Origin of the sequence: Paramicrobacterium chengjingii, from assembly GCF_011751765.2 — a bacterium.
Taxonomy (GTDB): Bacteria; Actinomycetota; Actinomycetes; order Actinomycetales; family Microbacteriaceae; genus Paramicrobacterium; species Paramicrobacterium chengjingii.
In genome coordinates this window covers 1,342,217-1,368,312 of the sequence record NZ_CP061169.1, presented here as the reverse complement: position 1 = coordinate 1,368,312, position 26,096 = coordinate 1,342,217, and the positions used below count along the sequence as shown (strand labels likewise).

Here is a 26,096-nt window from a genome sequence, read left to right as displayed (position 1 = left end):
AGCATTCACAGTCCGACTCCCCCAGTTCGAGGCCCACGCCTCACTCCGTAAGTGTCCAGGTGGCACGAACCGAGGTGATGACATATGGCTCGAGGTGTCCCGGTAGACGACGAAACGCGCACAGTGATCCTTGACCTTGCTCGCACTGAGGTCGCACGTAACGAGATCGCACGCCGCACAGGTGTTTCGACCGCGGCGGTCTCTAAAATCGTGAAGGAAGCTGGTCTGTCATTCAACAGGTCACAGACCGACGCGGCGAATCAGGCGCGACAGGTTGACCTTGCGGCGATTAGGCTCAAGCTCGCGGAGGAGATGGGCGCAGCTGCTCTTGACTTGTTGAGGACCCGCAAGAACGAGTACCTGGTGTACAACTTCGGCGGTAAGGACAATGACTACAACGAGCACGTCTTAGCTTCGCCCCCGGTTGAGGTTCAGCGCAGCATCGTTGTCACTGCTGGTATTGCGTTTGATAAGGCATCTCGCATTGTGGAGCGTGACACTTCGACCGGTGTTGAATCGGCTCATTCGCTGCTGGATTCCCTCGCTGCCGGGTTCGCTCAAGCTGCGGCGCAACACGAGATCCCGTCCGATGCCAAGTAAAGGCCTGTCGAAGAAGCAGATCGCGTCGATTGCTCAGTCTGAGCTCAAGAAGATCGCCCTGTGGGTGGGTGCTGTTTCGGGCGGTAAGACGATCGCGTCCTTGTTCGCATTCCTCATCGCTGTGCGCAGAGCACGCGGCACTGGCCTGATCGTGATTGTCGGGAAGACATTGCAGACGATCGAGCGGAACATCATTGAACCGTTGCAGTCTGTGGAACTGTTCGGTTCTTTGGCGGCGCAGACGACGCACACGAAGGGTTCGAACACGGCGATCATTCTTGGCCGTGAAGTTCACCTTGTCGGCGCGAACGACACCAGGTCGGAAGAGAAGATCCGCGGTGCCACGATCGAGCTCGCGTATGTGGACGAAGCAACCCTGCTGCCTGTCGGTTTCTGGGAAATGTTGCTGACACGTCTCCGTGTTGAGGGTGCCCGACTGTTGGCAACCACGAACCCCGGCTCGTTCAACCATTGGTTGCGCATCCAGTACATGCTCGACGCTGAAGCGAAGAACATGGTTGTGTTCCACTTCACGATGGACGACAACCCGTCGTTGACGCCCGAGTACGTGCGGGACATGAAAGCGTCATTCGCTGGCGTGTTCTACGACCGGTTCATTCTCGGGAAGTGGACCAACGCTGAGGGCGCAATCTTCGACATGTGGGACCCTGCCAAGCATCAGATCGAATGGGCTTCTCTGCCGCCGATGTGGAAGCTGTTGGCGGTCGGTATCGACTACGGCACGACGAACCCAACATCAGCGATCCTCGTCGGTATCGCTTTGAATGTTGATGATCTCGGGAAACCTCACCCAAAGCTGTACGCCATCGATGAGTGGCGGTACGAGTCCACAACTGAGAAGCAAAAGCTCACCGATATGGAATTGTCGCGCCGGCTACGTGAATGGTTGGCGGAGGATCACCTGCCACCGCATCAGCCACGCCTGCAACCTGACTATGTGATCCTCGACCCTTCAGCAGCATCATTCAGGGTGCAGTTGCGGCAGGACGGGCTGATCTCCACCCAGGCCGACAACGACGTGCTGGACGGTATCCGCACGGTCGCATCATTGCTCACATCCGAGCATCTGCTGGTCACGGAAAAGTGCACAGGGTTCCTGAAAGAAGTCACTGAGTACCGGTGGGATTCGAAAGCATCCGAAAAGGGCGACGACAAACCGTTGAAAGAAAACGATCACAGCTGCGATAGCTTGCGCTACGCCATACGGACAACCGAAACGATCTGGCGTCAGCATGTGAAGCTCGCCGCATAAGGGGGTAAGCATGAGCGATCAGTTCCCCCCGGCACCTTGGGATCTCGCGTTTGAACGGTTCCGTGAACTCGACGCATGGTGGAGTGGTAACACCGTCGAACTGAACGACATTTACTCGCACCGTCGCGCAACACACACAGTCGGCGGACGTCAATACTCGGGCGGTGTTGTTGGCACCCTCACGAAGTGGTTCTTGGGTCAGCCGATCGACCCGGACGAGAAACGCATGATCATGCACGTCCCGTTCGCGGCGGACATTTGCACGCTCTCATCTGATCTTCTGTTCGCTGAGGAACCGAACGTGTTCTTCCGCAACCCCGACAAGACCCCTGACCCGGCGAAAGAGTACACGCACCCGGCGCAGGACCGCCTCGAGCAGATCATTGGCACAGATGAAGCACACGCTGAGCTGATGCTCGGTGGCGAGTTCGGCGCTGCACTGGGTGGCACGTATTGGGCTGTCGCTTGGGACCCTGCCGTTGCGGATCATGTGTTCCCGAAGGCGTACGCGGCTGACCTTGCGATCCCTGAGTTTCGGTATGGGCGGCTCGCGTCGGTGAAGCTGTGGACTGAGTACCACGACGGTAACCAGGTGTTCCGCCTCATCGAGGAGCACCAGCCGGGAACGATCGAGTACACCCTGTTCAAGGGCACGGCGAAGACTCTCGGCAGTCCGGTCCCGATCGGTTCACGCCCGGAGACCGCACACTATGAGCAGTTGCGGAACCCGTCCGATGTGCTCGTGTCGATCGATGGTCCTGGGAAGCTTCCCGAATCGGTGAAGATCGGCACAGGATCGTCCCGTCTGGCTGTCACGTACATGGCGAACGCACGCCCCGTGATCGACTGGCGGAAACAGGGACAGCTGGCCCACCTTGGCCGTTCCGACCTTGACGGGAACCAGGACCTCCTCGACAAGCTCGACCAGACATGGTCTTCGATGATGCGAGACATGGAGAACGGACAGGGCCGACTGGTTGTACCGGAACACTTCCTTGACGTCGGCAGCAAGCCAGGTGATGGTGCGTCGTTCGACACATACCGGCAGGTGTTCGCCGGGGTGAACACGTTAGGCGGTTCGGGCCAGACTTCCGATTCGCAGATCACCGTTGCACAGTTCGCGATTCGTGTTGAAGAGCATTTCAAAATCATCGAAGAGGTCTCACGCACCATCGCATCCCGTGCAGGGTACTCGGCAGCACACCTCGGGCTCGACGCAACCAGAGGGTTGAAGACGGCAACACAGGTGCAGGCTGACCTGTCCGACTCGGAACGCACGAGAGACAAGAAAGCGTTGTTCGCTCGCGCCGCTCTCGCACGCTGGTCTGTTGCCGCACTCGAGATCGACAAAGCCGTGTTCGGTGGGCCTGAGCTTGGCGACATGTCACGTTTGCCCGATGTGGAGTTCGCCCCGGTGTCTCAGGCTGACCCTGAGAAGACGGCGCGCACTCTGCAAATGTTGGACGCGGCACGTGCTGCATCTCGTAAGGAGATCGTCAGGGCGTTGCATCCTGAGTGGACTGAGCGCGAGATTCAGGACGAAGCCGACCTGATCATGCGAGAGCAGGGGTATGGCGCACCTGACCCGGCAACGTTCACGGGTGACGACGAGGTGTGATCATGCCTATCCCGTTCTCGCTCGTTTGTCAGTGCGGCACTGCGAAGACGCGGGCGCAGGATGGCAAGGGGTACTGGTATTGCCGTCACTGTGACACGGCGACGTGCACTAGATCTCACTGCGAAACGTGCAAGAAGTACGAAAAATCAGCTGTGAGAGGTGCATGATGCATGACCCGTTCCTGACTCCCATTGTGGCTACGTGGCCTGTGCGGACGCTTGAGGAAGTGCGTGAAGCGTTGCAGTCGATCCCGGCAACAATGCACGACTGCCCCACATGCGGCTGGCCGTTCACATCTGAACTGTCCGCCGCCGAGTGTTGCGAACCTCCGATGGGTCTCGACTAAGGGGGAACCGTTGGCTGTCTACGTCCCTGATCCTGATTCACCAATCCCAGCAGCGGATCTGATCGAGGATCTCGGCGTGTACCTTGCCGGCGTATACACGACTGCTGAGACAAGAATGTTGGAGGCGGCAGCGAAACGGGCGTACCGGATTCTTGCTCTCGAGCAGGACCTCGGGAACCTTGACGAGGTCGCACACCATCGGGCGATGCAACGCCTCGAAGTGGAACGGGCTCAAGCGCTCCGTGAGCTCAGAAACACGGCGGAGAAGATCGTCACTGACATTCGCGATCAGGATCTCGCAGAGTGGCTTGTCGACGTCGCATCCCAAGAAGGTGAGGCAGCTGCAGGGGCAACGCTGTCGGGCACGCGGTACGAATCACTCAGGGCACAGATTCCGGCGTCATCCGCTCATGCCGTGGGCGCTACCGGGCTGTCTCTACATTCACGACTGGAAGCCCTGAATCAGCGCATTCTCCGCTTCCCGCATGATGTGTACCAGCAGACGATCGCTGACACGGCACCGTTCCGCATGCTTGGTGTAGAAACGTCCACAATCAACCAGCGGCGTGCAGTGCAGTCGTTCCTTGAGCAGGGCATCACGGGTTTCATCGACCGTGCAGACCGACGGTGGACGATCGGTGCGTACTCGGAGATGGCGGGCCGCACCGCAACATCGAGGGCATGGCAGGACGCGGGCATTCACCGGATGCAACAGTCCGGGTTGAACCTCGTCAGCGTTCAGGGCTCGTTCGATGCATGCAAGCTTTGTGCCCCGTGGATCGGGAAGATCCTTTCCACTAACGGAGTCGTCGGCCCGGTGATCATGCCGCACGCGACACAACCGGGGGCGGTGACTGTGCAGGTCGAGGGCACTCTGCAGCAGGCGCGTGATGCAGGTTGGGGTCATCCCAACTGCCGTGACCGCACAACCGCTGTGTTGCCCGGACTGTCGGTTCCTCAAGCCGATTTCCAGTACAACCCGGAAGCCGAGGCTGAACGCGCACGACAGCGTTACCTAGAACGGCAGATCCGATCAGCAAAACGACGCGAATCGATCGCGTCCGACGACATTCAAAAACGCAAGGCGCACCGCGAAGTGCTCGACGGGCAGAAAGACCTCCGCGAGTTCACACAGAAGACCGGCCGTGCACGTCGTTCTTACCGCGAGCAGCTGCACTTCGCAGACGGTCGCTAATCCCCGTGCCGTCGTCAGCCCTGCATGGCGGCGGCACGGTCACATACTCCCCCGGCGCAGGGCCGGAGGTTACCGATAGCCAGCAGGTCTGGCGAAGGAGAATCATGTTCAAGCAGCACTGCAATATGGCCGCACGTGACCGTGACGGACTCGCGATCATCGGCATGACGAAACACCAGATGATGGGGATTCGTTACGTAGAAGGCGAGGGTGGCAACACTCCCCCAGCGGGCGGCGACGGCGACAAGGGCGGACAGGCTCAGAACGACGGTGTCAAACCCAACGAGTCGAGCACTCCGTGGACGAAAGACAACTTCGACCCAGAGCGTGCCGGGAAGCTTGTGGAGAACCTCCGCGGTGATCTCGCCACCGAGAAGCAGAAACGCGACCAAGCCATCAAGGATGCGGTCGCGGAAGCTGAGAAGAACATTCTCGGCAACATCTCCAAGGCCCTAGGCGGCGGTGAACAAACCGAGACTGACCCAGACAAGTTGAACGCTTCCCTGTCGGATCTGACATCAAAGTTCGATGATGCGAAGACAACGATCACAGCCAAGGATGCTGAGATCAAAGCAAACCAGGTTGCACTGCAGGTCGCACTCCACGCACCCGAACTCGGCGCGAACACTGCCCTACTGCTCAAGAACGAGCAGTTCAAGAACTCCATCGGCCAGGTAGAACCAACCGATGAGGCCGCGATCAAAGCGGCAATCACCAAGGCGCTGCAGGACAACGCCGCACTGAAACAGCCCCCCGCCCGGTCAGGTGCCGGCGAACACACAGGGCCGACTGTGCAGTCCCTGAAGTCTCAGCTTGAAGAAGCCGAGAAGAACAAGGACTACGCAGAAACCATCCGCCTGAAGCGTGCAATCTCGCGCGCACAGGCATAACCCAAGGAGTCAGCTATGGCTGGAATCACCGGGCAGGGGACAACGTACAACCTGCCTAACTATGTGGGCGAGCTCTTCAATGTGAGCCCGTCCGAAACGCCCATCCTTTCCGTCATCGGTGGTCTTACCGGCGGTGAAGAGGTCAAGTCGACTGAGTTCGAGTGGCAGGAGGAGGATCTTCGCGATTCGACACCGAACCGTTCACGCCTCGAGGGTGCGAACGCTCAGGACTCAGATCAGCGTGTTCGCCGCAACGTGAAGAACGTTGTGGAGATCCACCAGGAGACTGTCGAGGTCAGCTACACCAAGCAGGCCGCAACCGGTCAGCACTCTGGTGTGAACAACGACCAGTCGAACCCGGTCATCAACGAGATGGATCACCAACTCGTCAGTGCTCTGAAGTCGAAGGCTGTCGATGTTGAACTGTCGTTCATCCTCGGACGCAAGTACGTTCCGACGAACAACACTGAGGCACGTAAGACTGGTGGTCTGATCGAGGCGATCAGCACCAACGTCATCGACCTTGGTGAAGCCCACGATGAACTGTCGGCTGCGACTGACACCATCACTGAGGCGACAACCACGATGAAGGACGGCGACGCTGTCCGCTTCACTGATGTGGGCGCATCCACTGCGATCTCGACTGACACCGTGTACTACGTTGTCGGCAAGACCACGGGTGCGTTCAAGGTTTCTGCTTCGAAGGGCGGCACTGCGATCACGATCGGCACTGCCACCGTTTCACTGCGGAAGCTTTCCACGGCTGGCCCGACGAAGGACACCTACGACGAACTGTTCGAGAAGGTGTTCCAGTCCGGCGGTCTCGGCAACGACACGGCAACGATCGTTGTTGGACCGAAGCAGAAGCGCAACCTCTCCACTGCCTACGCGAAAGCGTTCGGGCAGTACCAGGAGGAGTCGCGCACTGTCGGCGGTGTAAACCTGCAGACAGTCATGTCGGACTTCGGCACGTTCAACATCCTCCTCGACCGTTGGGTTCCCGCTGACGCATTCATTGTGTCGACGCTTTCCCAGCTGAAGCCGAAGTTCCTTGTCACACCCGGCAAGGGCCACTTCTTCGAGGAAGAGCTCGCGAAGATCGGCGCATCTGACCGTGTGCAGGTGTACGGCGAGGTTGGCCTCGAGTGGGGTAACGAGCGTGCTCACGGAATCATCCGTGGACTGCCTGTCGCGCCTGTCTGGGCGTAACAACTGAACCAGCGATGCCCGTCAAGTGTCCTCACCCTTGGCGGGCATCGCCCAAGCCCTCATAGCTCAGTAGGTCAGAGCAGCTGTTTTGTAATCAGCGGGTCCGGGGTTCGAATCCTCGTGGGGGCTCTCATTTCTTTGGGAGGGAATCATGTACAAGATCACGCATCCGCGCCCACAGGCGGGCCGTCAGACAGAGTTCGGGGTGAACTTCACTGACGGTGTCGCTTTCGTGGATGACCTGCATCCTGAACGGTTGTGGGCGTTCAAGCAGCACCGGTTCGACGTGGCGACTATCACCCGCCCTCGGCGCAAGACCGTGAGCAAAACCAAGAAGCAGGTCAAGTGATGGCCGAATACGCTGCTGGCGGGATCGTCGACCGTACCGAGCCCGTGCAACTCTCGCCGTGCAACCTTGGGCACATCTCCCCAACAGGGACGTGCTTTCGCAACCCCGACGGCTCGCACGAATGGATCATCCCGCTCGCCAAGCTCCCCCAGCCAGGTGTAGTAGAGCTCGCCCGCAGATTCAGGAACGAGGTGGAGTGATGGCACAGCGCACCTACGCCACACCATCCGACTACTTCGACTTCCTCGGCGACGAGATCCCCGATCCGTTCCCAGAAAAGAAGCAACTGGAAGCGATGCTCCGCCGAGCATCGATCGTCATCGACGGTCGCCTCCGCCTCGCCGTGTACAACACAGACGAAGACGGCTACCCCACCGACGCAGACGTTTCCGAAGCGCTCAAGGATGCGACCTGTGCCCAAGCCGACTGGTTCGAGAACACTGACGATCTGACTGGCGCTGAATCACAGCAAGGCGTTGTGAAGATCGGCTCCGTCTCGCTTGGTGGGTCTGGGGCGACAGGGTCCGCATCGTCGACGAAGTCTGCCGCTGACTCGCGCATCTCACCTGAGGCTGTCGAGATCCTCCGCAACGCGGGACTGATCGGTTCAGCTGTCAATCACTGGTAGGAGGCCGCTGTGAGGCTCAGGAAACGCCACCTTCCCCATCGTGTTGATATTGCTGTTCTCGTCGGTGTAGGCGAAGCAGGCGAAGTTTGGGACACCATGACGGATGTTCCCGCGTACGTCGAACAGAAGTCACATCTTCGGGTTGATCGTCGATCCACCTCCAGCACCGCGGGGCAAGAGATCACATCGTCGACGTTTGTCGCCCTGTTGCCTGACAACGACGTAGGCCCGAAAGCGAAAGTGACCGTGTGGAAGGGCACACCACGGGAACGCACATCCGAGGTCATCGACTCGAGCTTCTACGACTACAGGTCAACGCCGAACCACACAGAACTGTTTCTCGAGTGAGGTGATCGCATGGGCTTTCGCGCAGAAGTGACATTCACGAACAACATCGGGAAGATCGCGGACGACATCGACGGCCGTCTACGTAACGGACTAGCTGCCGCCGGCGAGAGATTGCTCGCACTATCGGCACAGCAGGTGCCCTTCGATATCGGCACACTGTCCGGTTCCGGGTCAGTCTCCACACCGTTGAATGCCGCGGACCCGACCGTGGAAGTCATCTACGACACCCCGTACGCGGCCAGGTTGCATGAGCACCCCGAGTACAACTTTCAGGGCGGACGCAAAGGCAAGTACGTCGAAGACCCTGCGTTGGCGCATAAGGACGAACTCGGTGACATCATCCGCAAGGAGATCACCGAATGACTCCCGAGAAACAGCTACGAGTCGCGCTCGCTCATGTCCTGAACGACAACAGACTTGGCGTGTACAAGGACAGCGGCGTCTACCAGACAGACGAGGCGGCGATCTTTACAACCGGATACACACCCGTGTTTGACGAGTTCACTTCGCTCATATCACCGCCGACGACGCGTGACGGGCGTGCTGATGCTCTCTTCCGTGTGCAGTTTTTTACCCAACGGAAGGGCAACGCCGACACTGTCGAGCAGTGGGCGCACGAGCTCTCAAAGGTGCTCGATCACAAAGAGTACTTCCCGAACATTCTCGGCATCTCGTGGACCGAAGAATACTCGCGCCTCTACTTCGACGCCGACACTCAAGGTCGCGTCTCGGTGACTGTGAACTACAGCTTCCGCGGTCGCGCCTAAACCCACAGACCGCCCCTCCGATGAGGGGTCACCGCTGGCCAGCGGCAATCCCCACAACACAAGGAGAAATCATGGCTGACACAACCCTGTATGACACCACCGCACCGACCGACGGTTCACTTGCTCTCGCGCACCAGCGAATCATCCGCGTCAAGCGGAACGGTGTTTTCGAGAACGTCACCGGCGACGTCAACAACCTCGCCCTGAACCCGACACCCATCACCGTTCCCCGCGAGGTGTACGGGACGAAGGGCCGCGACTCAACCGAGATCATCGGCTACAACTTCGGGCCCACGTTCGCAGTTGAGGCTGTGCGCGACCCTGCCACGAAACAGATCATCGTTTCGCAGCCGTGGCTCGCAGAGCTCATCCGCAAGGGATACGCCGAAGGTGCCGACAACCGCATCGAAGCCCAGATCTTCGACGCGTTCGACGAGAACCTTCCCGCGTTCCAGGGCCAGTTCTCTGTCGCTGTCGCTGAGGCAAACACCGGGTACGCCGACAAGATGGTGTACTCGTTCACGCTCACCAACTTCGGTGTCGTGGACCAGATCACCTCACCGATCGTTTCGGACGGGAAGCCGGTTCTCGAGTCGGCTCTCCCTGGCGGTCAGGCTGCAGGTGACCAGGTCGCTGTGCGCGGGTACAAGCTGACCGGCGCAACGGGTGTCGACTTCGGTGCGACTGCCGCTGACGACTTCATCGTTGTCGATGACCAGACCATTGTCGCTGTCATCCCGACCGGCGTGTCGGGTGCGACGACAATCACGGTGACGAACGCCGCTGGTGCATCCGAGACGCTGAATTACACTGCGGCTTAGTCGAGGGAGGCAGGGAACCTTGACTTCAGTAACCGCAGAGCAAGTCGGTAGAAACTTGCATCTTGTCGTGGAGGGGGCTGGTGACGCATTCGTTATCAGTCCCCTCCCCGGTTGGGCCGGAATGGCCCTCACACAGCAGTACCTCGGCATCGCAACAGGCAACATCGAGCCGACCGGTATGGAAGCACTACTCATGCACGCCGTCGATGGTGTCACTCCTGAACGTGAATGGATCGAAGACGGCCCCGTCTACACGGACATTCAGAACCGGCTCTCACTGGCCGAAGCACAAGACGTGCTGATCCCCGCAATGCTGTGGCAAACAGTGCTCGGCACCAAAGGCGTACGCACCTACCTTCACGAAGGCGGAGGCGACAAGGGCGGTGTAAAAGCCCTGTGGTCTCTGGTGTCGACTTTGGGCGGCTCGAGCTCGCTGATATCGCCCGCTTCGGCATTGGAGACCCTGATCCAATCACAGGCAGATACCCGACCTACGTCTTCCCCCCAGAGTGGCGGAAAGCCCGGGAAGAAGCCTCAAGACAGGAAAACGTCAAGCAAGAACAGTCCGAAGGGCTGACAGGTCGGGAACTGTGGCGGCTCATCATCCCCGAACTCTTCGGAGAAGTTGAACTCGACCTTCACCAACACCATTTGATAGACGACATCGACCGTGCCCTTGAGGTGCGGTCGTGGCATTTCATCCGCAGCGCATGCACGCGCCTTCTGGACATTGACACCTCGTGGTGTGGGAAGGCGGTACGAGATGTCGTTCGACGCCGGCGCACTGATATTCAAGATCCAGTCCCAGGGGGCTCAGGTCTTCAAGCAGGACCTGGCGCAGGCGGACCAGTCCATCCAGAAGGTGTCGAAGTCGGCAGACGGCGCGGCCTCGAAGCTGTCGCACAGTGGTGACGCTCTCGAGAAGACGGGTAAGTCTGCGAAGGCTGCAGCGCCTGGTGTTGCTCTGTTCGCGAAGCAGGTGTCGGATCATGAACGTGAACTGACGACGTTTGGCACTGTTGTCACGGGTGTTGGTGCGGCGTTCGCTGCGACAACGGCGTTGACGGCGAAAGCTGCTGTCGATTGGGAGACCGCGTGGACGGGTGTCACGAAGACTGTCGACGGGACACCTGAGCAGCTCGACCAGATCGAGCAGGGTCTGAGAGGGCTCACTGGTGTGCTCCCCGCGTCACATGACGAGATCGCTGCCGTCGCTGAGGCTGCAGGCCAATTGGGTGTTCAGACGGACTCGATTGTCGACTTCACGAAGACGATGATCGACCTGGGCGAGACAACGAACCTGTCCGCTGATGAGGCGGCTACGTCGATCGCGCAGCTGATGAACATCATGCAGACCGCACCTGACGACGTCGACAACCTCGGTTCAGCACTCGTCGCTTTGGGTAACAATGGTGCGTCGACGGAGCGCGACATTATTCAGATGGCGCAGCGCATCGCCGGTGCCGGTAAGACTGTGGGCCTGTCCGAGGATCAGGTGCTCGGCTTCGCGAACGCTCTCGCCTCCGTCGGCATCAACGCTGAGGCGGGCGGGTCTGCACTGTCGCGCATCATGACCGACATGGCCATGGACGTGTCCAAGGGCGGCGAGGATCTGCAGAAGTGGGCCGACGTTGCAGGGATGTCTGCGGAACAGTTCGCCAAGTCGTTCAAGGAAGACCCTGCTGACGCGATCGCTACGTTCATTGAGGGGCTTGGCAAGGTCGATGCTGCAGGCGGGGACGTGTTCGCCACTCTGGAGGATCTTGGCCAGTCGGACGTGCGCACGTCGCAGGCGCTGTTGGGTATGGCGAACTCGGGTGATGTGCTTCGCAAATCGTTGGAGCAGGGCGCTGACGCGTGGGAGGAAAACAACGCTCTCGCTGAGGAAGCCGCGAAACGATACGAGACTGTGCAGGCGAAGCTGCAGATCGCGGGCAACTCGATTGTTGATGCGGCTATCGATCTGGGACAGGTGTTCCTGCCGATCATCGCTGATGGTGCTGAGATCATCACCGATATTGCGCAGGGGTTCTCTGATCTTGACCCGACGGTTCAGGGGCTCATTGCTTCACTGATCGGCCTTATCGGGTTCGTGGGTCTCACTGGTGGTGCGTTCTTGCTCGCTCTGCCGAAGATCGCAGAGTACCGAGCGGCACTGATCACTCTGTCGAAGACGCACATTCCTGGTGTGTCCGCTGCCGCGACAGGCATGATGACGGCGACGAACAAAGCCGGTAAGGCTTTGCGCGCCACAGCACAATTCATGACCAGCGGTTGGGGTATCGCCGCCGCCGCTGTCGTGGCCGGCGCGATGCTCATTGGTGACTATCTGGACTCTTTGCAGGCGTCAGCATCCGAGGTTGAGAACAGTCTCAAGACGGCCTCTGATTCGGCGGACATCTTCGCAACGCTCTCTGAGGGTAAAGAGATCAAGTGGCTCCGTGATGTGAACGCGGATCTTGAGGACATGTCGGGGATGCTCAACAAGGTGGCCTCGCAGGATGCGAACTGGTGGGAACGTTTAACGACGGAGACGATGGGTTTCCGTGATGCTGTACGTCAGGCTGGCGAGTCGCTCGCGGATATGGCTGCGGACGATTTGCCGTCTGCGCAGAAGGCTTTCCGGAACCTTGTCGATGGGCAAGATCTCTCTCAGCAGCAGTTGATGACGTTGCTCGATACCATGCCTGACTATCGGGATGCGTTGATCGAGCAGGCCACCGCGCAGGGCATCCAGGTGGAGGGTCTGTCGGATGCTAGACGTGCGATGGTCCTCGTGAAGCTCGCGCAGGGTGAAGTCAAGAGTTCATCTGAGGAAGCAGTCGACGCCTACCAGAACGAAGCTGACAAGGTGAAGGGCCTCGTTGATGAGCTCACGAAACTGATCGACACGATGAACGAGGCGAACGGTGTCGGTCAGGACGCTGTGTCTCAGAACATCAACTACCAACAGACCCTTGACGATGTGGCGAAGCAGATCGAGGAGATCAACAAAGGCACCGAGGGGTATTCGAAGACCCTCGACACGACCACGCAGGCTGGCCGCGACAACATGGACATGCTCAACGGTCTAGCGGAGGATTCGCAGTCTGCTGCGCAGTCACAGTACGAGCTTAACCTGACGACAATGTCCGCGAAAGATGCGATGGAGTTGTATATCCAGCGCCTAAAGGATGGCCGCCAGAAGTTGATCGATTCGGCAATGGCGATGGGGGCGACCAAAGATGAAGCTGTCGCTCTCGCGGACAAGATCTATAAGATCCCGTCGGAGAAGGAGATCGAGGTGCTCCTGGATGCTGCACACGCGAAGGAGGAACTCGACTACTTCACTCGCAACCGCAACGTTCGGGTGACAGTGGATGTTCACACTGGTGCTACCGGTATCAAGATCGGCGGGAAGTACGTCACCGCACCTGAGTACGCGGACGGTGCCGTTGTGGACTACTTCGCTGGCGGCGGGTTTTCTGGCGAGAACCATGTGGCGCAGATCGAACGCGCTGGGAACGTGCGTGTGTGGGCTGAACCCGAGACCGGTGGTGAAGCGTACATTCCGTTGTCGCCGTCGAAGCGTGGCCGGTCGCTGGACATTTGGGCGGAGACGGGACGCAGGCTCGGCGTGCAAGGGTTCGCTGACGGCGGGGTCACCTCGTCGGCGGCGGGTTCGGTCGGTTCGCTGATCGGGCAGGTGGTCTTCCAGAACACTGACCAGAAGCACGTTCGATCGTCGTTCGAAGAGCTCCAATTCCAAGTTCGCGATCTCGAGGGAGGCGGACGGGGATGACCGACGTGTGGAACCTTTCATATCCGGGCGCTTCGCTCGACATGGTCGCTGATATCGACGCAGACGTGGTGTTGTCGAGTGCGCCCGAGATCAGTTACGGGATCAACATTCCTGAGTACGTGACGGATGGCGTCGACGGGCGCACGTTTGGTCGTGGTCTGCAGGACGGCATGACTATTCTGTTCGAGCTCGATGTGAACGGGCGCGGCAACGAGTCGTTGGCTCGTATTGGCAAGGAGCAATTGCGGCGAGTGTGGCGCGGCGATGCTGTACGGCAGGACGTCGGCAGTGTCGCTACGTTGCGCGCACCGTCTGGCCGTGTGACGTTCGGGGTGCCTCAACGGTATTCTGCGAATGACACGTACATGAAGCAGGGTCTGGTGCGGGCGACTGTCGATTTCGCGGCGACGACTGATCTGTGGTTTTCACCGGAACCGTTCTCCACGTCGGTGCGGATCGTTCCGCCACCTTCGGGTGGGTTCGTTGCTCCGTTCGTGTTCCCGCTCACGTCGTCGGGGTCGGCTAATGAGTCGGCGTCGTTCACGGTCGGCGGGGATGTTCCTACCTGGCCAGTGTTTGAGATTGCGGGGCCGATCCAGCGGCCTGCCGTTGAAGTGGTCGGCCTGTTCCGTCTTGAGTACGGCGGGTCTCTCGCTTACGACGAGGTTTTGCGGATCGACACGAACCCGCATGTCAGGTCGGTGACAGTGAACGGTGCCGGGGTGTCGCTCACACCGTCGTCTGACCGGCTGCTGGATGCGAGTGTCCCGCCTGGTGTTCATGTGCTGTCTCTGTTCGGCACTTCTTCTTCTGGAACTGCTACCGCCACGGTACGGGGCAATGACGCATACACGACTTACTGAGGAGTAATCATGGTGAATTTTGATCCGGTGCCGTGGGCGACTGGCCCTGGGGTGGAGAACTCTGAGTCGGTTGTGCGTGCTGGCGCGTACACGTACATGCAGGGTGCTGAGGGTGTCACGCAGGTTGATGACCTCAAGGTTGTGCCGTTCGCTGTTCCGGGCACGGGGGTGAATGTGAATCCTGGTGCGGGTTCGGCGGTGAATCGGCATCCTGGTTATGGGGGTGAACTGTATACGTTCCGTAACCCTGTGGCGGGGCCGGTCGATATTGCGGCGACGGGCAGTGGTTCTGGTCGCGTGGAAATGATCGCGGTGCGGGTCGAAGACCCGTTCTTGCAGGGTTCACCGTACACAAATGACGGCGTGTATGTGAAAGCAATTGTTGTATCGAATGTTCCCGCGAACGCTACTCGGTTGCAGGAGGTTCCTGGGCACGAGGGCGACACCGGGATCGCGTTGGCCAGGATCAACATTCCTGCGTCTACGGGCACGATCACTGGGGCGATGATCACTGATCTGCGCAAGGTTGCTATTCCACGTCAGCACACGCAGCGGTTATTTTATTCGATCGTCACAGGTGATACGGAAACGCTGACGGCGACGGGCGCGAATGGTGAAGTGTGGCCGAATGCTTCCACGAATGCGTGGGGGAATCTGAACATTCCTGAGTGGGCGACGGTCGCTGATATTGAGGTTCAGTGGAACTCAGTGTTTGTGCCGCCTGGTTCTGCGTGGGGGCCGATGTGGTTGCAGATTGGTGGTGTGGGTGCGAATCCACCTCTGCGTACGCAGTCGAGCCGTTGGGATTCTCCGAACTCTGGTGGGAACACGCGCATGGTGTTTGCTCTGGCTGATCGCCGGTCTATCCCGGCAGAATTGCGTGGCACGTCACAACGGGTGTACCCGTATGCGCGGAATGACGGCAGCACACCGTCTGCGTATCCGACGATGAACACTTCGTCTTCGATCAAGGTGACGGTTACCTTCTACGAACAGGCTGTGTGATGCGCAGGTATTTGGCTCAGCGCGCTGTCACACGCCACTGGTTGCACAACGACCTGCCTGTGACAGCGCCACAGCCGCGCTGGGACTTGTCAGGGTCGGGACAGCTCGAATTCGAGGTTGCCCCTGACACCGGCCATTTGGACGCGTCGGATGGTCTGCCGTTGTTCAAGAAGCGCGGCACTCTCATTCACGAGGAAACGGACGGGCGTATCACCTGGTCAGGGATCGTCACTGATCCGCGCCCGGATGGGGAAACGTTCAAGGTCACTTGCAAAGGAGTGTCGACGTACGCCTACGGCATGCCATACCTGGGCGAGTATTCGGGTGTGCAGGTTGACCCTGCCGCCGTGTTCCGTCACATGTGGGAGCACATGCAGGGATTCACAGACGGTGATCTTAGCGTGACGGTCACTGGTGCCACGAAGGTGCGGATCGGGCAGAAGAAGAAGGAAGTGTCGTTCAAGACCGGCGACGGTGAGGACGTAAATTTCGATGCTGGCCCTCACGAGTTGAACTGGTGGGAAGCCCCCGATATTGGTCGGGAGATGGATTCCCTTGCTGAGGCGACACCGTTCGACTGGGTAGAGCACCACGCCTGGAATGCGGACAAAACGGATGTTGTGCACGAAATCCGGATCGGGTATCCGAGAGTGGGCAGGCACCGCACTGATCTTGTGTTCCAGTCGGGCGTGAATGTCAAAGAATGGGATGCCCCTGATTATGGGGACTACGCGAACACTGTTGTCGGTATCGGGTCGGGTGAGGGCAAGAAAGCGGTCAGGCGTACCACGTCGGTTCGTGACGGGTCGTTGCGAACGGTGCTTGTGGAGTCGGATAAGTCGGTGACGACGAACCGGCTCATGGACGCGAAGATCAGGAACCGACTGAACGCGTCTTTGGATGCTCTGCGCATCCCGAAGATCGTCGTGGAACAGCACCCGAACGCTCGTATTGGCTCATGGTCTGTGGGCGACGACATTACGTTGCAACTCGACCTGCCGTGGCTTGGGCAAGTGGCCCTGAAATCACGCATTGTGTCGTGGAAATTACTTACTGATGATCGGGCAGAGCTGTCTCTGGAACGGTCGGATTCTTTCATTTACGGAGGCTGAACGTGGCTGATGAAGCTTGGCTCGCATCGGAGGTTGTGCGGTTGCGTCGCCGTCAAGACATTCTCGAGCGTGCGGCGCAGATTGCTCATTCGACGGTTGAGGTGCCTGATGGTGCTGATGGTGTTGTGGACATGGCGGTGCCGACTGCTTTGGGGCGTGGTGTTCAGGCGCAGTGGGATGCGAAGGCTGTTGACGAGAAACTGGATACGGCTCGTGCTGAGTTGGAGCAGGCGCAGGCTGAGCTTGACGACAAACTGGCTGAGCAGAAGACCGACCTTGAGGGTGCTAACCAGCGTCTGAATGATGCTGAGGGTCAGATCGAGAACGCGTTTCTTGGCATTGATGAGGCGATCACGCTTGCGGATCAGGCGAAGTCGAACATGCCTAACCGTGTTGATGACCCGGACTTCTCGTTTGGTGACAAGAACTGGCAGGGCACGGGTGGTCGGTTTCGGCTCGACCCGGACATGCTCATCATTGGCATGAACGAAGCCACTACAGCATTCGTCGCTGAAACGGCAACACGGTACGGCTCTACGGGTGACGCGATCGCGTGGGGGTCTGGCGGCTCCACCTACGAGCTGCGACTCACGGGGATATTCATTGCCGGGTCACTGACAGTCACGTTTGGCACCGTGTTTACCCCGTCTCTTAGCACCACCGTAACGATCACTTCGCAGGCCCAGCTTGCAGAGCCCATTCGTGTGACCATGCCCGATAGCACGCCGACAATGACCATTGCTGTGAAGCTGGAAATGACCACGAACGGCGTCGATGAAGCTGTCGCGTTACAGTCCGTCTCTGTCGCCGATGTGACGACGATCACTGAGGTGAAAGCGACTGCGGATGCGGCTCTTGTGTCCGCGAATGGTAAGCAGAACATCTACTACGACAGTGGTGACCCGTCAGGCACCGCGCCCGATGGTTCCGTCTGGTACAAGGTGGACACTTCAGGCACTGTCATACAGCAGTGGCAGTACGTTGACGGGGCGTGGGTGGAGCGTCCCGTGTCGTCTGAGGCGATCGCGAATCTGGACGTGGGGAAACTGACGGCTGGTGGTGCGGTCATCGCGGAACTGGTCGCACAAGCTATCGCATCAGCAACAGCGAGCTTTCAACGAGCGGATATCAAAAACCTGTTCGTCACGGCTGGGGCAACGATCAACGAGGCAGTCATTGACAAACTGTGGGCTGACGTTGTTGTGGCGAGAATGTTGGTGGCTGACAAGATCATTTCGTCTGAAGCAATCGTGGACGAACTGGTCGGCAAGGTGATCACTGCTGTGACGATCAACGGTGGAACGATCAACGGTGTCACCATGGTCGCAGGCGAATTCACCACAGAAGCCGACTTCGACCCAGACACCACCACCTACGGCGTGTACATCAACTCTCAAAAGGGCATGATCGCCAACGGGACGCTCGGCTACAAGATCGGCGGAACAACGTACGACGTGCGCGCCCAGTCGAAAACACAGGCAGCAACATCACAGTTCACCATAGATGCAAAGAAAGCGCACGAACTGGCTGGCGACACGTCAGTTACAACAGCTGAAACGTCGGGGGCATTGAACGCTCTCGGTTTGACCCTGAACAACTACGCCGCGAATGTGAACAATTCTGTCATCGAGCAGCAAGATGTCTTCTTGTACAACGACCGGTTAGAAATGCGGTCTGTTGGGTCAGGGGACAACAACATCCCGCATGGTGGCGCATGGTTGGAACCGGGAATGCTGCGCATTGACGGGGGCGATGGTGGCCGTCCTGGCGACTCGAATAAGACGTTTGTACACAGTGACAGTGTCCGGTTCACGTCGTATGAACAGGATGAACGCCGCCTGGATGCTTCGGTAGACAACCGATTGGCGCTTGTCGCACCCCGCATCGATCTGAACGCCGGTAACGGGGTCTATGTCAACAACCAGCCCCTTGTGGGCACCTGGCAACCGTTGACGCTGAACTCCCCGTACACGGGGACAGCAGAGTGGAAGCGGGAAGGCAACACAATTACCTTCCGCGCTGTCTACGATGAGTCATTGGCGGCAGGCACAGCGATTCAGGTGCTCACAATGCCCACTGGCACAAGACCGACGATGCGGCATCCGCTGTCCGCGTCCGGGTCGAACATGTTCGACGTATCCGGGTACGCGGACGTGGACGGCATCATTCGAATCCGTGTCGGGGACAGGGCGACAGTGCCGTACCTGTACGGCCTTTGGGACGTTGTTTAATCGACCGGGTAGGAGCACCCGGCCCCGAACCATGCGGGACGTGTTCCACCGTTCCATCCCAACCGGATCAGCCCATCATTCGCATTGACCTCGATGCCGACGTTGCCGCGCATCGATGACCCCATGCCGCCCGTGCGGAAGTGCTGGGTAGGGCGGTACTCGGCGGGGATCGCGTCAGCAGTGACTACTTGGTAGACGCCTTCGCTGATCGTCCCTGCCGCGCCACCTCGGATGAATACGATGCCGTTCTTCACCCGGTATCCGATCTGCCCTGCCGTCGCATCAGTGAACCCGGACGCGTAGGCGAGGTTGATCCAGCCGGTGTCTCCGAGCAGCCGCCCGTTGACATAGACCCCGTTACAAGTCATTCACGCCCCGCAACGTCGGGGCTTTTTTCATGCCCAGAAGGGAGCACCAATGGCGTATCTAGAAACGCCGACAGTCAGCATCGGTGGAGGTCACAGGCTCCGTGCTGACGCTGCACGTCAGTGGAAGCTGATGGATTCCGCATTCCGTAAGGCTCGCGGCCACAACATCCCCATCACGTCATCCACACGCACAATGGCACGTCAGGACTACCTGTATCAGGGGTGGATCAATCGACTCCCCGGCTTCAACCTCGCACTACCGTCAGGTAAATCCACCCACAACTTTGGGACAGCGATCGACGCAGGCGGCAACGCCGGTATTGAGGGCACCGCCGACCATAACTGGCTCGTGAAGAACGGCCCTAAGTACGGGTGGCATTGGACGGGTCGCGACTTCTCACACCGTGAGGCGTGGCATTTCGATTATCAACCCGGCACGGCAACGATCACGGCCACATCAAGCAAACCAGCAACAAACGTTCTCAAAGAGATTGGACTAGACATGTCACAAATCGGCTACGTGCACCGCGCCGAACCAGGCTACGACACCGAGTGGATGATCTGCGGTCAGGAAATCCCTGGCGGCTACAACGTCACCACATCGGTAACAGTTGCTGTCGGCTGGGGCGCACTCTACGGCACACCTGACGGCGACTCGTGGAAGGCGCTCACGCGTGACCAGTACATCCAGTTGCAGCTCACTATGGCGAAGATGAACAAGGACTGGGTTGCACAGCAGAAGAAAATCTTCGGTAAGTAGTCCGCCACACTCTGAGGGGAGCGCTCATGGCGGAACCGAACGAACTGTTCAACCTGATCCGTGAGGACTTGCGCGAGTTCCGCAAAGAGGTCAACCAACGCTTCGACACGCTCGTCTCTCAGTCATCGTTTGATGCTGAGCGGCGGCGTGTGGATGACAGGTTCAAAGACCTCGCAGACGACATCGCAGCTGAACGTGAAGCACGAATGCACGCCGTGGAAGCGGAACGTAACGCACGGAAGGTTTCACAGGATGCCGAGTCGAAGAAGAACGCTGCCACCGGAATCTGGGTGAGGTGGGGCATCACTGCCGCTGTGGGCATCCCAGCCGTGTATTGGGCATGGTCAGCATTCATCACCGGAGGTGGAGGATGAAACGCGTTCTAAAGATTGTGTGGCCGTGGGTACGCTCACTGCTCGCTGTGGTTGTCCTCGCGACGATCGTGTTCTTCGTTCTCGCGAACGGCACAAGCATTCAGAAACTACGGTCGGGGCTGGACGAAGCGAATCAGAAGCTCGCGTCTGTCGGGTTGGCACCGGTCGAGGTTGAAGAAATCCCAGGGGATCAGGGCCCACAGGGTGAACCTGGGCGTGCACCAACATCATCTGAGATAGCTGTTGCCGTGTCGAACTATTGCACCGTGAACGGGTGCCGTGGCGCTGACGGGCAGGACGGTGAACCGCCCACACCTGAACAGGTCGCCGAAGCTGTCACCGCCTATTGTGCGGCGAACAACGGATGCCAAGGCCCGGTCGGAGAAACCGGCCCCCAAGGCCCACAGGGCGAGCAGGGCGCACCGGGTGAGTCCATCACCGGCCCTCAAGGCCCCGTAGGCCCCAAGGGCGATACCGGTTCCGCCGGGAGCGACGGCAAAGACGGGCGCGGCATCACAACAATCACATGCGACACGGAAACGCTCGACTGGATCATCACCTACACGGACGACACAACAACCACAGTTGACGGGCCGTGCCGCATCGAAACTGACGAGCCTGACGGCTCAGAACAGGAGACAACATGAAATTCACCACGAAGAAGTTTTGGAAAGCCACAAGCGAACGCGTCATATCGAGTATCGCTGGCGGTGCCCTCGCTGTCATAGGCGCAGGCCAGTTCGGTGTGCTCAACGCCGACTGGGTAGGTATCGGCTCAGTCGCCCTCGGCGCTGGCGTCGTGTCCCTGCTGAAGGCTGTTGCCGCGCAGGGTGCCACTGGTACTGGCCCCGGTCTCACCAACGCCGAGAGGATCAACTCATGATCGACGTAACGTCAGGCATCAAAAACGATGAGAACGGCGGCCTCATAAGGGATGCGGAACCAGGCCTGCCGTTCATTGGTGCCGTTACCTTCACTAGCACCCGTCGCCGTGCTCCCTGGGCCAAGGCGCGCCAGCTCGTCGCGCAGCTGTTCGGCAGTAGAGTTCGTCATCTGAAACTCGGTCCCATTTACGTTGACGGTCGCCACGGTTCTCCTTCGGTTATCCAGCATTCCGTCCCATCCGACCATTAAATTGCCCCGTCCTTGCATCCCCTATCCAGGGGGTGTGAGGGCGGGGCGCTTTTCTGTGTTTAGGGCGCTTTAGGTGAATCAGGTAAACCCTCGTCGAGGGGGGTTTCGCCTGCAATCACGCGGGAGTTGCACCATAATCAGGCGTATTCGTCGACGACGGTCACACGGGCGGCGGTTTCTGCGGCGTCGAGGCCGGTATCTCTTTCGTTGTCGCACCGCCGGTCGCAAGCCACGCCGCAGGTAGCTTCGACAGCTCTATGTGGTGGATATTCCGTATGGCTTCTTCGAGGCTTCCCCAGTAGCCGAGCAGTCGCCGCTGATCATGATGCGGTGAATACGTGACGGCGCGAAAATACAGTTCGTGTTGTGGGCCGAGATGCAGCATGCGGACGTACGCGATCGGGTTATCTTCGCGTGCGGACTTGATCACCCACTCGACAGGGGCAGCGGCAGGATGGCTCACCCGAAGAGGTTACGTCGACGTTCCGACACTGAGCTATTCGATCTGTATCCTGAGGAAGAGTTGTCCCCGACCCCGAGGCCTAATATGCAAATTCGCAACAGTGTCAACCCTCAGTCGCTCCTCGCATCGCTTGATCCGAGCTCTACGGGAAAATTGGTGATCGATCTAAGTGATGCGTCGTTCATCGAACCGGCTGGGCTGGTGGGCATCGCGGCCATAGCAGAACGGGCACGCCGCGCCGCGCGACCAGTCAATGTAAAAACTGCCAAAGACAAGAACGTCGCGAATTACATTTCACGGATGAACCTCGGTACAGCTTTGGACGGCCTGGACGTTTCGCATGATATCGGTGAAGTGCGCGCCCGGGATCTGAGCTCGGAACTGTTAGAAGTTTCGCGGGTCTCTGGCCAGCATGCCGGCGAAGGTGTCGCCGAGCTGGTCTATGACAAACTCCGGAAAGCAAATGTCGACGGTGGTGTCTGTGAAGCTTTCCACGCTGCGATTTGTGAGGTTGTCGGAAACGTCGAGTTCCATGCCGCCGTCGAAAATTGCTTTGTCGCGGCGCAGACTACCTATGGCGGCAATAAAGTACTGTTCGCCATCGCCGACTCCGGTCAGGGCCTGCGAGGTAGCTTGGAAGAGTCGATGCCCGTGAACGATGATGAGAACGCACTTCAGCTTGCTGTGACCGCAAACGTGTCGGGGACCGGAGAAACCGGACGCGGCCAAGGTCTACCAGACGTCATTGAGACGGCGACCGGGCTACGTGGAAAAGTAGACGTTGCGTCCGGCAAAGCCTATTCGCAGTTTTCGCATGGTAATATCCAGAAAAGGTCTCAAGATGCACCGTTCAATGGGACACTGATCCAAGTTGAATTGGATTGCGTCCCTGGGGCATAAGCGGGAGGGAACATGACCACGATCAATATTCCTCGTCTAGCTGGAACGAGACAGCGTGCCGAAACCCTTGCTTCGCAGCTTCCCGCGTCGCTCGCCGGAGCAATTGTGAGTGTGGACGCTTCGAGCATGGAAGCCGCAAGTCAGTCGTTTGCCGACGAGCTGTGTAAGCAGGTCCTCGAGGTGCGTGGGGCCGCTCGACTCGTAGTTAGTTGTGCGACTCCGCGGCTTGCCCGCTATCTAAACCAGTCCGCGCGAATTCGAGAAGTCGCTGATCGTATCGTCGTAGACGTTCGACCCTAGAGAAGTTAGTAAGAGCCTCCGTATTGTGCGGGGGCTCTTTTTTAGTCTCAACGGAACGTGTGGTTGAGGGTGGGGCCTCCCGCCTCAATTTGCGGCCATCTACTCAGTTGCGCCAGCAGTAACCGGACCGTCCCATTCGACCACAGCGACGAGGTTAGTGCCGGGAGCGACTGAGCTCGTGTAAGGCGTCATCGTAACGATGCGCACGGGCGGGTACGTGCTCAGCTTCTGGCGGAGGAGGCTTATAGCGTTGTCGTCGACGCCACCGAGAGCGTAAACAGCAATTATGTCTTGGCCGATCTTGCGGCCTAAGTCGATGCGGCCGTCCTTAGCAACGTACAGATCAGACCAGCCCTTTCCAGACCACCAGCGCCAAAGGTCCGCGCCGTGCTCTCGCCATTCCCCGGTAGGCTCCAGGTTCGTCAGCGGTACTTCACCTGAATGTTCTATCCATTTGTGACCGTCCCAACGCCAGTTCACCCCGGTTTCATCTGTGAAATAGTCCGACGGTTCAGTCATAGACAGAGACTACCTCGGCGGAGCCTGCAGATCAGCTCACGAACGGGTCAAACGTCCACCCAACCCCATGCACCGGGCACACGTAGGCGATCTGAAGCCGCTCGTCACCTTTGAAACTCTCTGGCTCCATCGGGTTCCCGCATTCAGGGCATTCTGGGGCTGGTGGTAGGCCGTGCTCGTCGACGTCGTCGTCCATGAGGCGAGAGTTTACGCCGCCGCTACCAAACAGTCGATGGCAGAATGTTCGCTGTCAGTTAGTCAGAACCTTATATTCACCTGACTTGAGGTTTCTACCTCTGCTCGAACGAGTCAAGCGACGTGCGCTGTGTCTCGCCATCGATGATCACAGTGCACTGGAAATCTGATCTCATCATCGCACCGAACGAGTTCTGAGAATCGACAGTCCCTGTGACCGTGTATGTTCCAGATCCCGTTGCACTCGAGTCAAACTCTGCAGTTGAGGGAGCTTTGAGCTCGCCGCGTACTTTGTCTTCGCAGTAGTTGATTGCCTCGGCTGTGTTCCCGTACCGGTCCTTGTCGGCGTTGTTGTTCGCGGTTGCTACGGACAGTGCGACACCGCCGCCGATAACGACGATCCCGAGGATGCCAGCTGCCCACACGCCTTTACCGAGCCCTTGCCACCAGTGCTCGCCGTCGCGCCCAGGACGCTTGGGTAACTTGGGTGCTTGGTAGTTCGCCAGTCCGGTACTCATGCCCTGACATTAACGGATTCCTCGCGCGACCACACTCCCCCAGTTCGCGGGAATCAACGCGAATCTAGACTTGCATATGTTTGCGCATCACAACGTGAAGGCGCGAGCCATCGACGAGTGATGCGTCGACGAACGGGGAACTCACGTCAACGCGTCTCCCCGTTGCCTGCAGCATCCTCTCGACAAGATCTCGCACGAGCGTTTCGGTGAGAACCACATCGGTGAGCTCAGGATCACCACCTCGGGCGATGAAGACGCGCGACGGACTGTTGATCCAAATTTCTTCGACATCGGGGTCGTCGAGGAACCCTTGCAGCGGACCGAGCCCCGTCAACGACGCAATGATCTGCCGAGCAGCAGCGTGCTCGTCGGCAATGAGCTGCCCCGTGCCAGCGAGGGCTTTCTCGGAATACCGTTGCAGCTCTTCCGTGACGTAACGTTCCGTGAGCTCCACGTGACGGGAGAGATCAGTTCCATCGCGCCTCACCCGCTCACGCACGGCTTCCGCGATGATGTCCACTGCGGTCGTCATCCCGTCATCATCCCGAAATTTGCGTGGGTGCGTGAAAGTTATCCACAAGCCGCTCAGGTGTCACCCAATCGCCCCACAATGCCAAGCGATCTCACAGTCTGCGCACAAGAGAAAATCAATAAACTAGTACGCACGCGGGAGTGGTGAAATTGGCAGACACGCAGGATTTAGGTTCCTGTGCTTTCGAGCGTGTGGGTTCAAGTCCCACCTTCCGCACACAGGCACCGCCCTGTTTTTTTCACGCTTGTTGGGAGCACACCTCATGATGCATGCCAGTCTCATCCCCTGGCTCGACCCCGAAGTCATCATTACGGGTGCGGGCCCGTGGGCTGTTCTCGTGGTGTGTCTTATCGTCTTTGCTGAGACCGGGTTGCTTGTCGGATTTCTGCTTCCCGGAGATACCCTCCTGGTCATGGCTGGGCTACTCGCATTCAGCCCGGGGCTCGGTTTCGACGTGTGGTGGATAGCTTTGTTCATCGGTGTCGCGGCATTCGCGGGAGGCGAGGTCGGCTATCTGATCGGGCACCGCGGAGGTCCCAAGGTGTTCGAACGCAAGGAGTCAGGTCTCTTCAGCGTGGAGAATGTGCATCGAACGAACTCATTCTTTGAACGCTTCGGCCCGCTCGCTGTCGTCGTCGCCCGTTTTGTTCCCGTCATTCGTACATTCACGCCGGTTGCTGCTGGCGTCGCGCACATGAACTACCGTCGGTACAGTCTCTATAACTTCGTCGGTGCAATGCTCTGGGGCGTCGGGCTCGTCTTCATCGGGTACTTCCTGAGTTATGTTCCGCCCATCGCAGATTTTGTGCGCGACTACATCGATTTGATTCTCGTGGGCGCCGTGGTCGTCACCGTCGTGCCGACCATATGGCACTACCTCTCTGCACGTCGCCGAGCCCGACGTGCAGCCGAAGCCGGTGGGCCGGTACAGACGGACTCTGAAGAAGCTGCCGAGCTTCGCCTTGATTCCGCGATTGTGAACAGCCGACGTCGGTGA

Annotated in this window: 31 protein-coding genes and 2 tRNA genes; 26 read left to right on the top strand and 7 right to left on the bottom strand. The window is 58.9% G+C overall.

The window, feature by feature from the left end; all coding sequences use genetic code 11:
* The first annotated feature begins 84 nt into the window (after positions 1-84).
* From HCR76_RS06605 to HCR76_RS06515, 19 genes are all read left to right on the top strand, one after another.
* On the top strand, positions 85-600 hold the full coding sequence (locus tag HCR76_RS06605; protein ID WP_166989342.1) for a helix-turn-helix domain-containing protein: 516 nt from the start codon (positions 85-87) through the stop codon (positions 598-600).
* A complete protein-coding gene (locus HCR76_RS06600; RefSeq protein WP_166989340.1) occupies positions 590-1,873 on the top strand; it encodes a PBSX family phage terminase large subunit in 1,284 nt (427 codons plus the stop codon). Before HCR76_RS06605 ends, HCR76_RS06600 begins: the two co-directional genes overlap by 11 nt.
* Before the next feature lie 10 nt (positions 1,874-1,883).
* Positions 1,884-3,491, top strand: coding sequence for a phage portal protein (locus tag HCR76_RS06595; protein ID WP_166989338.1), 1,608 nt, complete (start codon positions 1,884-1,886; stop codon positions 3,489-3,491).
* 356 nt (positions 3,492-3,847) lie between these two features.
* Positions 3,848-5,032 (top strand): phage minor capsid protein, encoded by a 1,185-nt coding sequence (locus HCR76_RS06590; RefSeq protein ID WP_166989336.1) that lies wholly within the window; start codon positions 3,848-3,850, stop codon positions 5,030-5,032.
* A 104-nt stretch (positions 5,033-5,136) separates the two neighbouring features.
* On the top strand, positions 5,137-5,922 hold the full coding sequence (locus tag HCR76_RS06585; RefSeq protein ID WP_166989334.1) for a hypothetical protein: 786 nt from the start codon (positions 5,137-5,139) through the stop codon (positions 5,920-5,922).
* Between the two features lie 15 nt (positions 5,923-5,937).
* Entirely contained in the window at positions 5,938-7,131 is a 1,194-nt protein-coding gene (locus HCR76_RS06580; protein ID WP_166989332.1) for an SU10 major capsid protein, read from the top strand.
* Between the two features lie 55 nt (positions 7,132-7,186).
* Positions 7,187-7,260, top strand: a tRNA-Thr gene (locus tag HCR76_RS06575).
* 22 nt (positions 7,261-7,282) lie between these two features.
* Positions 7,283-7,480 carry a hypothetical protein gene (locus HCR76_RS06570; RefSeq protein WP_166989330.1) on the top strand — a complete coding sequence of 66 codons (198 nt, stop codon included), beginning with the start codon at positions 7,283-7,285 and terminating at the stop codon, positions 7,478-7,480.
* Between the two features lie 199 nt (positions 7,481-7,679).
* Positions 7,680-8,108 (top strand): head-tail connector protein, encoded by a 429-nt coding sequence (locus HCR76_RS06565; protein ID WP_166989328.1) that lies wholly within the window; start codon positions 7,680-7,682, stop codon positions 8,106-8,108.
* A 9-nt stretch (positions 8,109-8,117) separates the two neighbouring features.
* Entirely contained in the window at positions 8,118-8,456 is a 339-nt protein-coding gene (locus HCR76_RS06560) for a hypothetical protein (protein ID WP_166989326.1), read from the top strand.
* 9 nt (positions 8,457-8,465) lie between these two features.
* Positions 8,466-8,819, top strand: a complete 354-nt coding sequence (locus HCR76_RS06555; RefSeq protein ID WP_166989324.1) for a hypothetical protein — start codon at positions 8,466-8,468, stop codon at positions 8,817-8,819.
* Positions 8,816-9,223: a hypothetical protein gene (locus HCR76_RS06550; protein WP_166989322.1), complete on the top strand. Its 408-nt coding sequence runs from the start codon at positions 8,816-8,818 to the stop codon at positions 9,221-9,223. Before HCR76_RS06555 ends, HCR76_RS06550 begins: the two co-directional genes overlap by 4 nt.
* Positions 9,224-9,294: 71 nt before the next feature.
* Positions 9,295-10,044, top strand: a complete 750-nt coding sequence (locus tag HCR76_RS06545) for an IPT/TIG domain-containing protein (protein WP_166989320.1) — start codon at positions 9,295-9,297, stop codon at positions 10,042-10,044.
* A gap of 19 nt (positions 10,045-10,063) precedes the next feature.
* Positions 10,064-10,621, top strand: coding sequence for a hypothetical protein (locus tag HCR76_RS06540; RefSeq protein WP_198248157.1), 558 nt, complete (start codon positions 10,064-10,066; stop codon positions 10,619-10,621).
* Positions 10,622-10,807: 186 nt separating this feature from the next.
* Positions 10,808-13,825, top strand: coding sequence for a phage tail tape measure protein (locus tag HCR76_RS06535; RefSeq protein ID WP_166989317.1), 3,018 nt, complete (start codon positions 10,808-10,810; stop codon positions 13,823-13,825).
* The gene (locus tag HCR76_RS06530; protein WP_166989315.1) at positions 13,822-14,688 is read left to right on the top strand and encodes a phage tail family protein; all 867 of its coding nucleotides are present in this window, start codon (positions 13,822-13,824) and stop codon (positions 14,686-14,688) included. The genes HCR76_RS06535 and HCR76_RS06530 overlap by 4 nt, the downstream gene beginning before the upstream one ends.
* Before the next feature lie 9 nt (positions 14,689-14,697).
* Positions 14,698-15,693, top strand: a complete 996-nt coding sequence (locus HCR76_RS06525; RefSeq protein WP_166989313.1) for a hypothetical protein — start codon at positions 14,698-14,700, stop codon at positions 15,691-15,693.
* A 59-nt stretch (positions 15,694-15,752) separates the two neighbouring features.
* The gene (locus HCR76_RS06520; RefSeq protein WP_198248156.1) at positions 15,753-16,805 is read left to right on the top strand and encodes a hypothetical protein; all 1,053 of its coding nucleotides are present in this window, start codon (positions 15,753-15,755) and stop codon (positions 16,803-16,805) included.
* A 2-nt stretch (positions 16,806-16,807) separates the two neighbouring features.
* Entirely contained in the window at positions 16,808-19,036 is a 2,229-nt protein-coding gene (locus HCR76_RS06515; RefSeq protein WP_166989309.1) for a hypothetical protein, read from the top strand.
* On the opposite strand, the gene HCR76_RS06510 is transcribed toward HCR76_RS06515, so the two are convergent.
* Positions 19,033-19,404, bottom strand: a complete 372-nt coding sequence (locus tag HCR76_RS06510; protein WP_166989307.1) for a hypothetical protein — start codon at positions 19,402-19,404, stop codon at positions 19,033-19,035. The two genes, HCR76_RS06515 and HCR76_RS06510, sit on opposite strands and share 4 nt — an antisense overlap.
* 49 nt (positions 19,405-19,453) lie before the next feature.
* On the opposite strand from HCR76_RS06510, the gene HCR76_RS06505 reads away from it, so the two are divergent.
* Genes HCR76_RS06505 through HCR76_RS06490 form a run of 4 tightly spaced genes read left to right on the top strand, consistent with a single transcriptional unit; the run spans position 19,454 to position 21,421 of the window.
* Positions 19,454-20,164 carry a M15 family metallopeptidase gene (locus HCR76_RS06505; RefSeq protein ID WP_166989305.1) on the top strand — a complete coding sequence of 237 codons (711 nt, stop codon included), beginning with the start codon at positions 19,454-19,456 and terminating at the stop codon, positions 20,162-20,164.
* A 26-nt stretch (positions 20,165-20,190) separates the two neighbouring features.
* Positions 20,191-20,538, top strand: coding sequence for a hypothetical protein (locus HCR76_RS06500; RefSeq protein ID WP_166989303.1), 348 nt, complete (start codon positions 20,191-20,193; stop codon positions 20,536-20,538).
* Positions 20,535-21,185: a collagen-like protein gene (locus HCR76_RS17620; protein ID WP_218044411.1), complete on the top strand. Its 651-nt coding sequence runs from the start codon at positions 20,535-20,537 to the stop codon at positions 21,183-21,185. Before HCR76_RS06500 ends, HCR76_RS17620 begins: the two co-directional genes overlap by 4 nt.
* The gene (locus HCR76_RS06490; protein WP_166989299.1) at positions 21,182-21,421 is read left to right on the top strand and encodes a holin; all 240 of its coding nucleotides are present in this window, start codon (positions 21,182-21,184) and stop codon (positions 21,419-21,421) included. Before HCR76_RS17620 ends, HCR76_RS06490 begins: the two co-directional genes overlap by 4 nt.
* 11 nt (positions 21,422-21,432) lie before the next feature.
* Here the strand turns inward: HCR76_RS06490 and HCR76_RS06485 are convergent, their stop codons facing one another.
* Both HCR76_RS06485 and HCR76_RS06480 read right to left on the bottom strand, forming a co-directional pair.
* The gene (locus HCR76_RS06485) at positions 21,433-21,627 is read right to left on the bottom strand and encodes a hypothetical protein (protein ID WP_166989297.1); all 195 of its coding nucleotides are present in this window, start codon (positions 21,625-21,627) and stop codon (positions 21,433-21,435) included.
* 205 nt (positions 21,628-21,832) lie between these two features.
* Positions 21,833-22,135 carry a hypothetical protein gene (locus tag HCR76_RS06480; RefSeq protein WP_166989295.1) on the bottom strand — a complete coding sequence of 101 codons (303 nt, stop codon included), beginning with the start codon at positions 22,133-22,135 and terminating at the stop codon, positions 21,833-21,835.
* An 84-nt stretch (positions 22,136-22,219) separates the two neighbouring features.
* On the opposite strand from HCR76_RS06480, the gene HCR76_RS06475 reads away from it, so the two are divergent.
* Positions 22,220-23,035 (top strand): hypothetical protein, encoded by an 816-nt coding sequence (locus tag HCR76_RS06475; protein ID WP_166989293.1) that lies wholly within the window; start codon positions 22,220-22,222, stop codon positions 23,033-23,035.
* A gap of 399 nt (positions 23,036-23,434) precedes the next feature.
* Here the strand turns inward: HCR76_RS06475 and HCR76_RS06470 are convergent, their stop codons facing one another.
* From HCR76_RS06470 to HCR76_RS06455, 4 genes are all read right to left on the bottom strand, one after another.
* A complete protein-coding gene (locus HCR76_RS06470; RefSeq protein WP_166989291.1) occupies positions 23,435-23,854 on the bottom strand; it encodes a hypothetical protein in 420 nt (139 codons plus the stop codon).
* Positions 23,855-23,885: 31 nt separating this feature from the next.
* Complete coding sequence (locus HCR76_RS06465; protein ID WP_166989289.1) at positions 23,886-24,050, bottom strand: hypothetical protein; 165 nt, start codon at positions 24,048-24,050, stop codon at positions 23,886-23,888.
* A gap of 94 nt (positions 24,051-24,144) precedes the next feature.
* Complete coding sequence (locus HCR76_RS06460; protein ID WP_166989287.1) at positions 24,145-24,567, bottom strand: hypothetical protein; 423 nt, start codon at positions 24,565-24,567, stop codon at positions 24,145-24,147.
* Between the two features lie 64 nt (positions 24,568-24,631).
* On the bottom strand, positions 24,632-25,099 hold the full coding sequence (locus tag HCR76_RS06455) for a Flp pilus assembly complex ATPase component TadA (RefSeq protein WP_166989285.1): 468 nt from the start codon (positions 25,097-25,099) through the stop codon (positions 24,632-24,634).
* 134 nt (positions 25,100-25,233) lie between these two features.
* Here HCR76_RS06455 and HCR76_RS06450 point away from each other — a divergent pair.
* Both HCR76_RS06450 and HCR76_RS06445 read left to right on the top strand, forming a co-directional pair.
* Positions 25,234-25,315, top strand: a tRNA-Leu gene (locus HCR76_RS06450).
* Positions 25,316-25,364: 49 nt separating this feature from the next.
* A complete protein-coding gene (locus tag HCR76_RS06445; protein WP_198248193.1) occupies positions 25,365-26,096 on the top strand; it encodes a DedA family protein in 732 nt (243 codons plus the stop codon).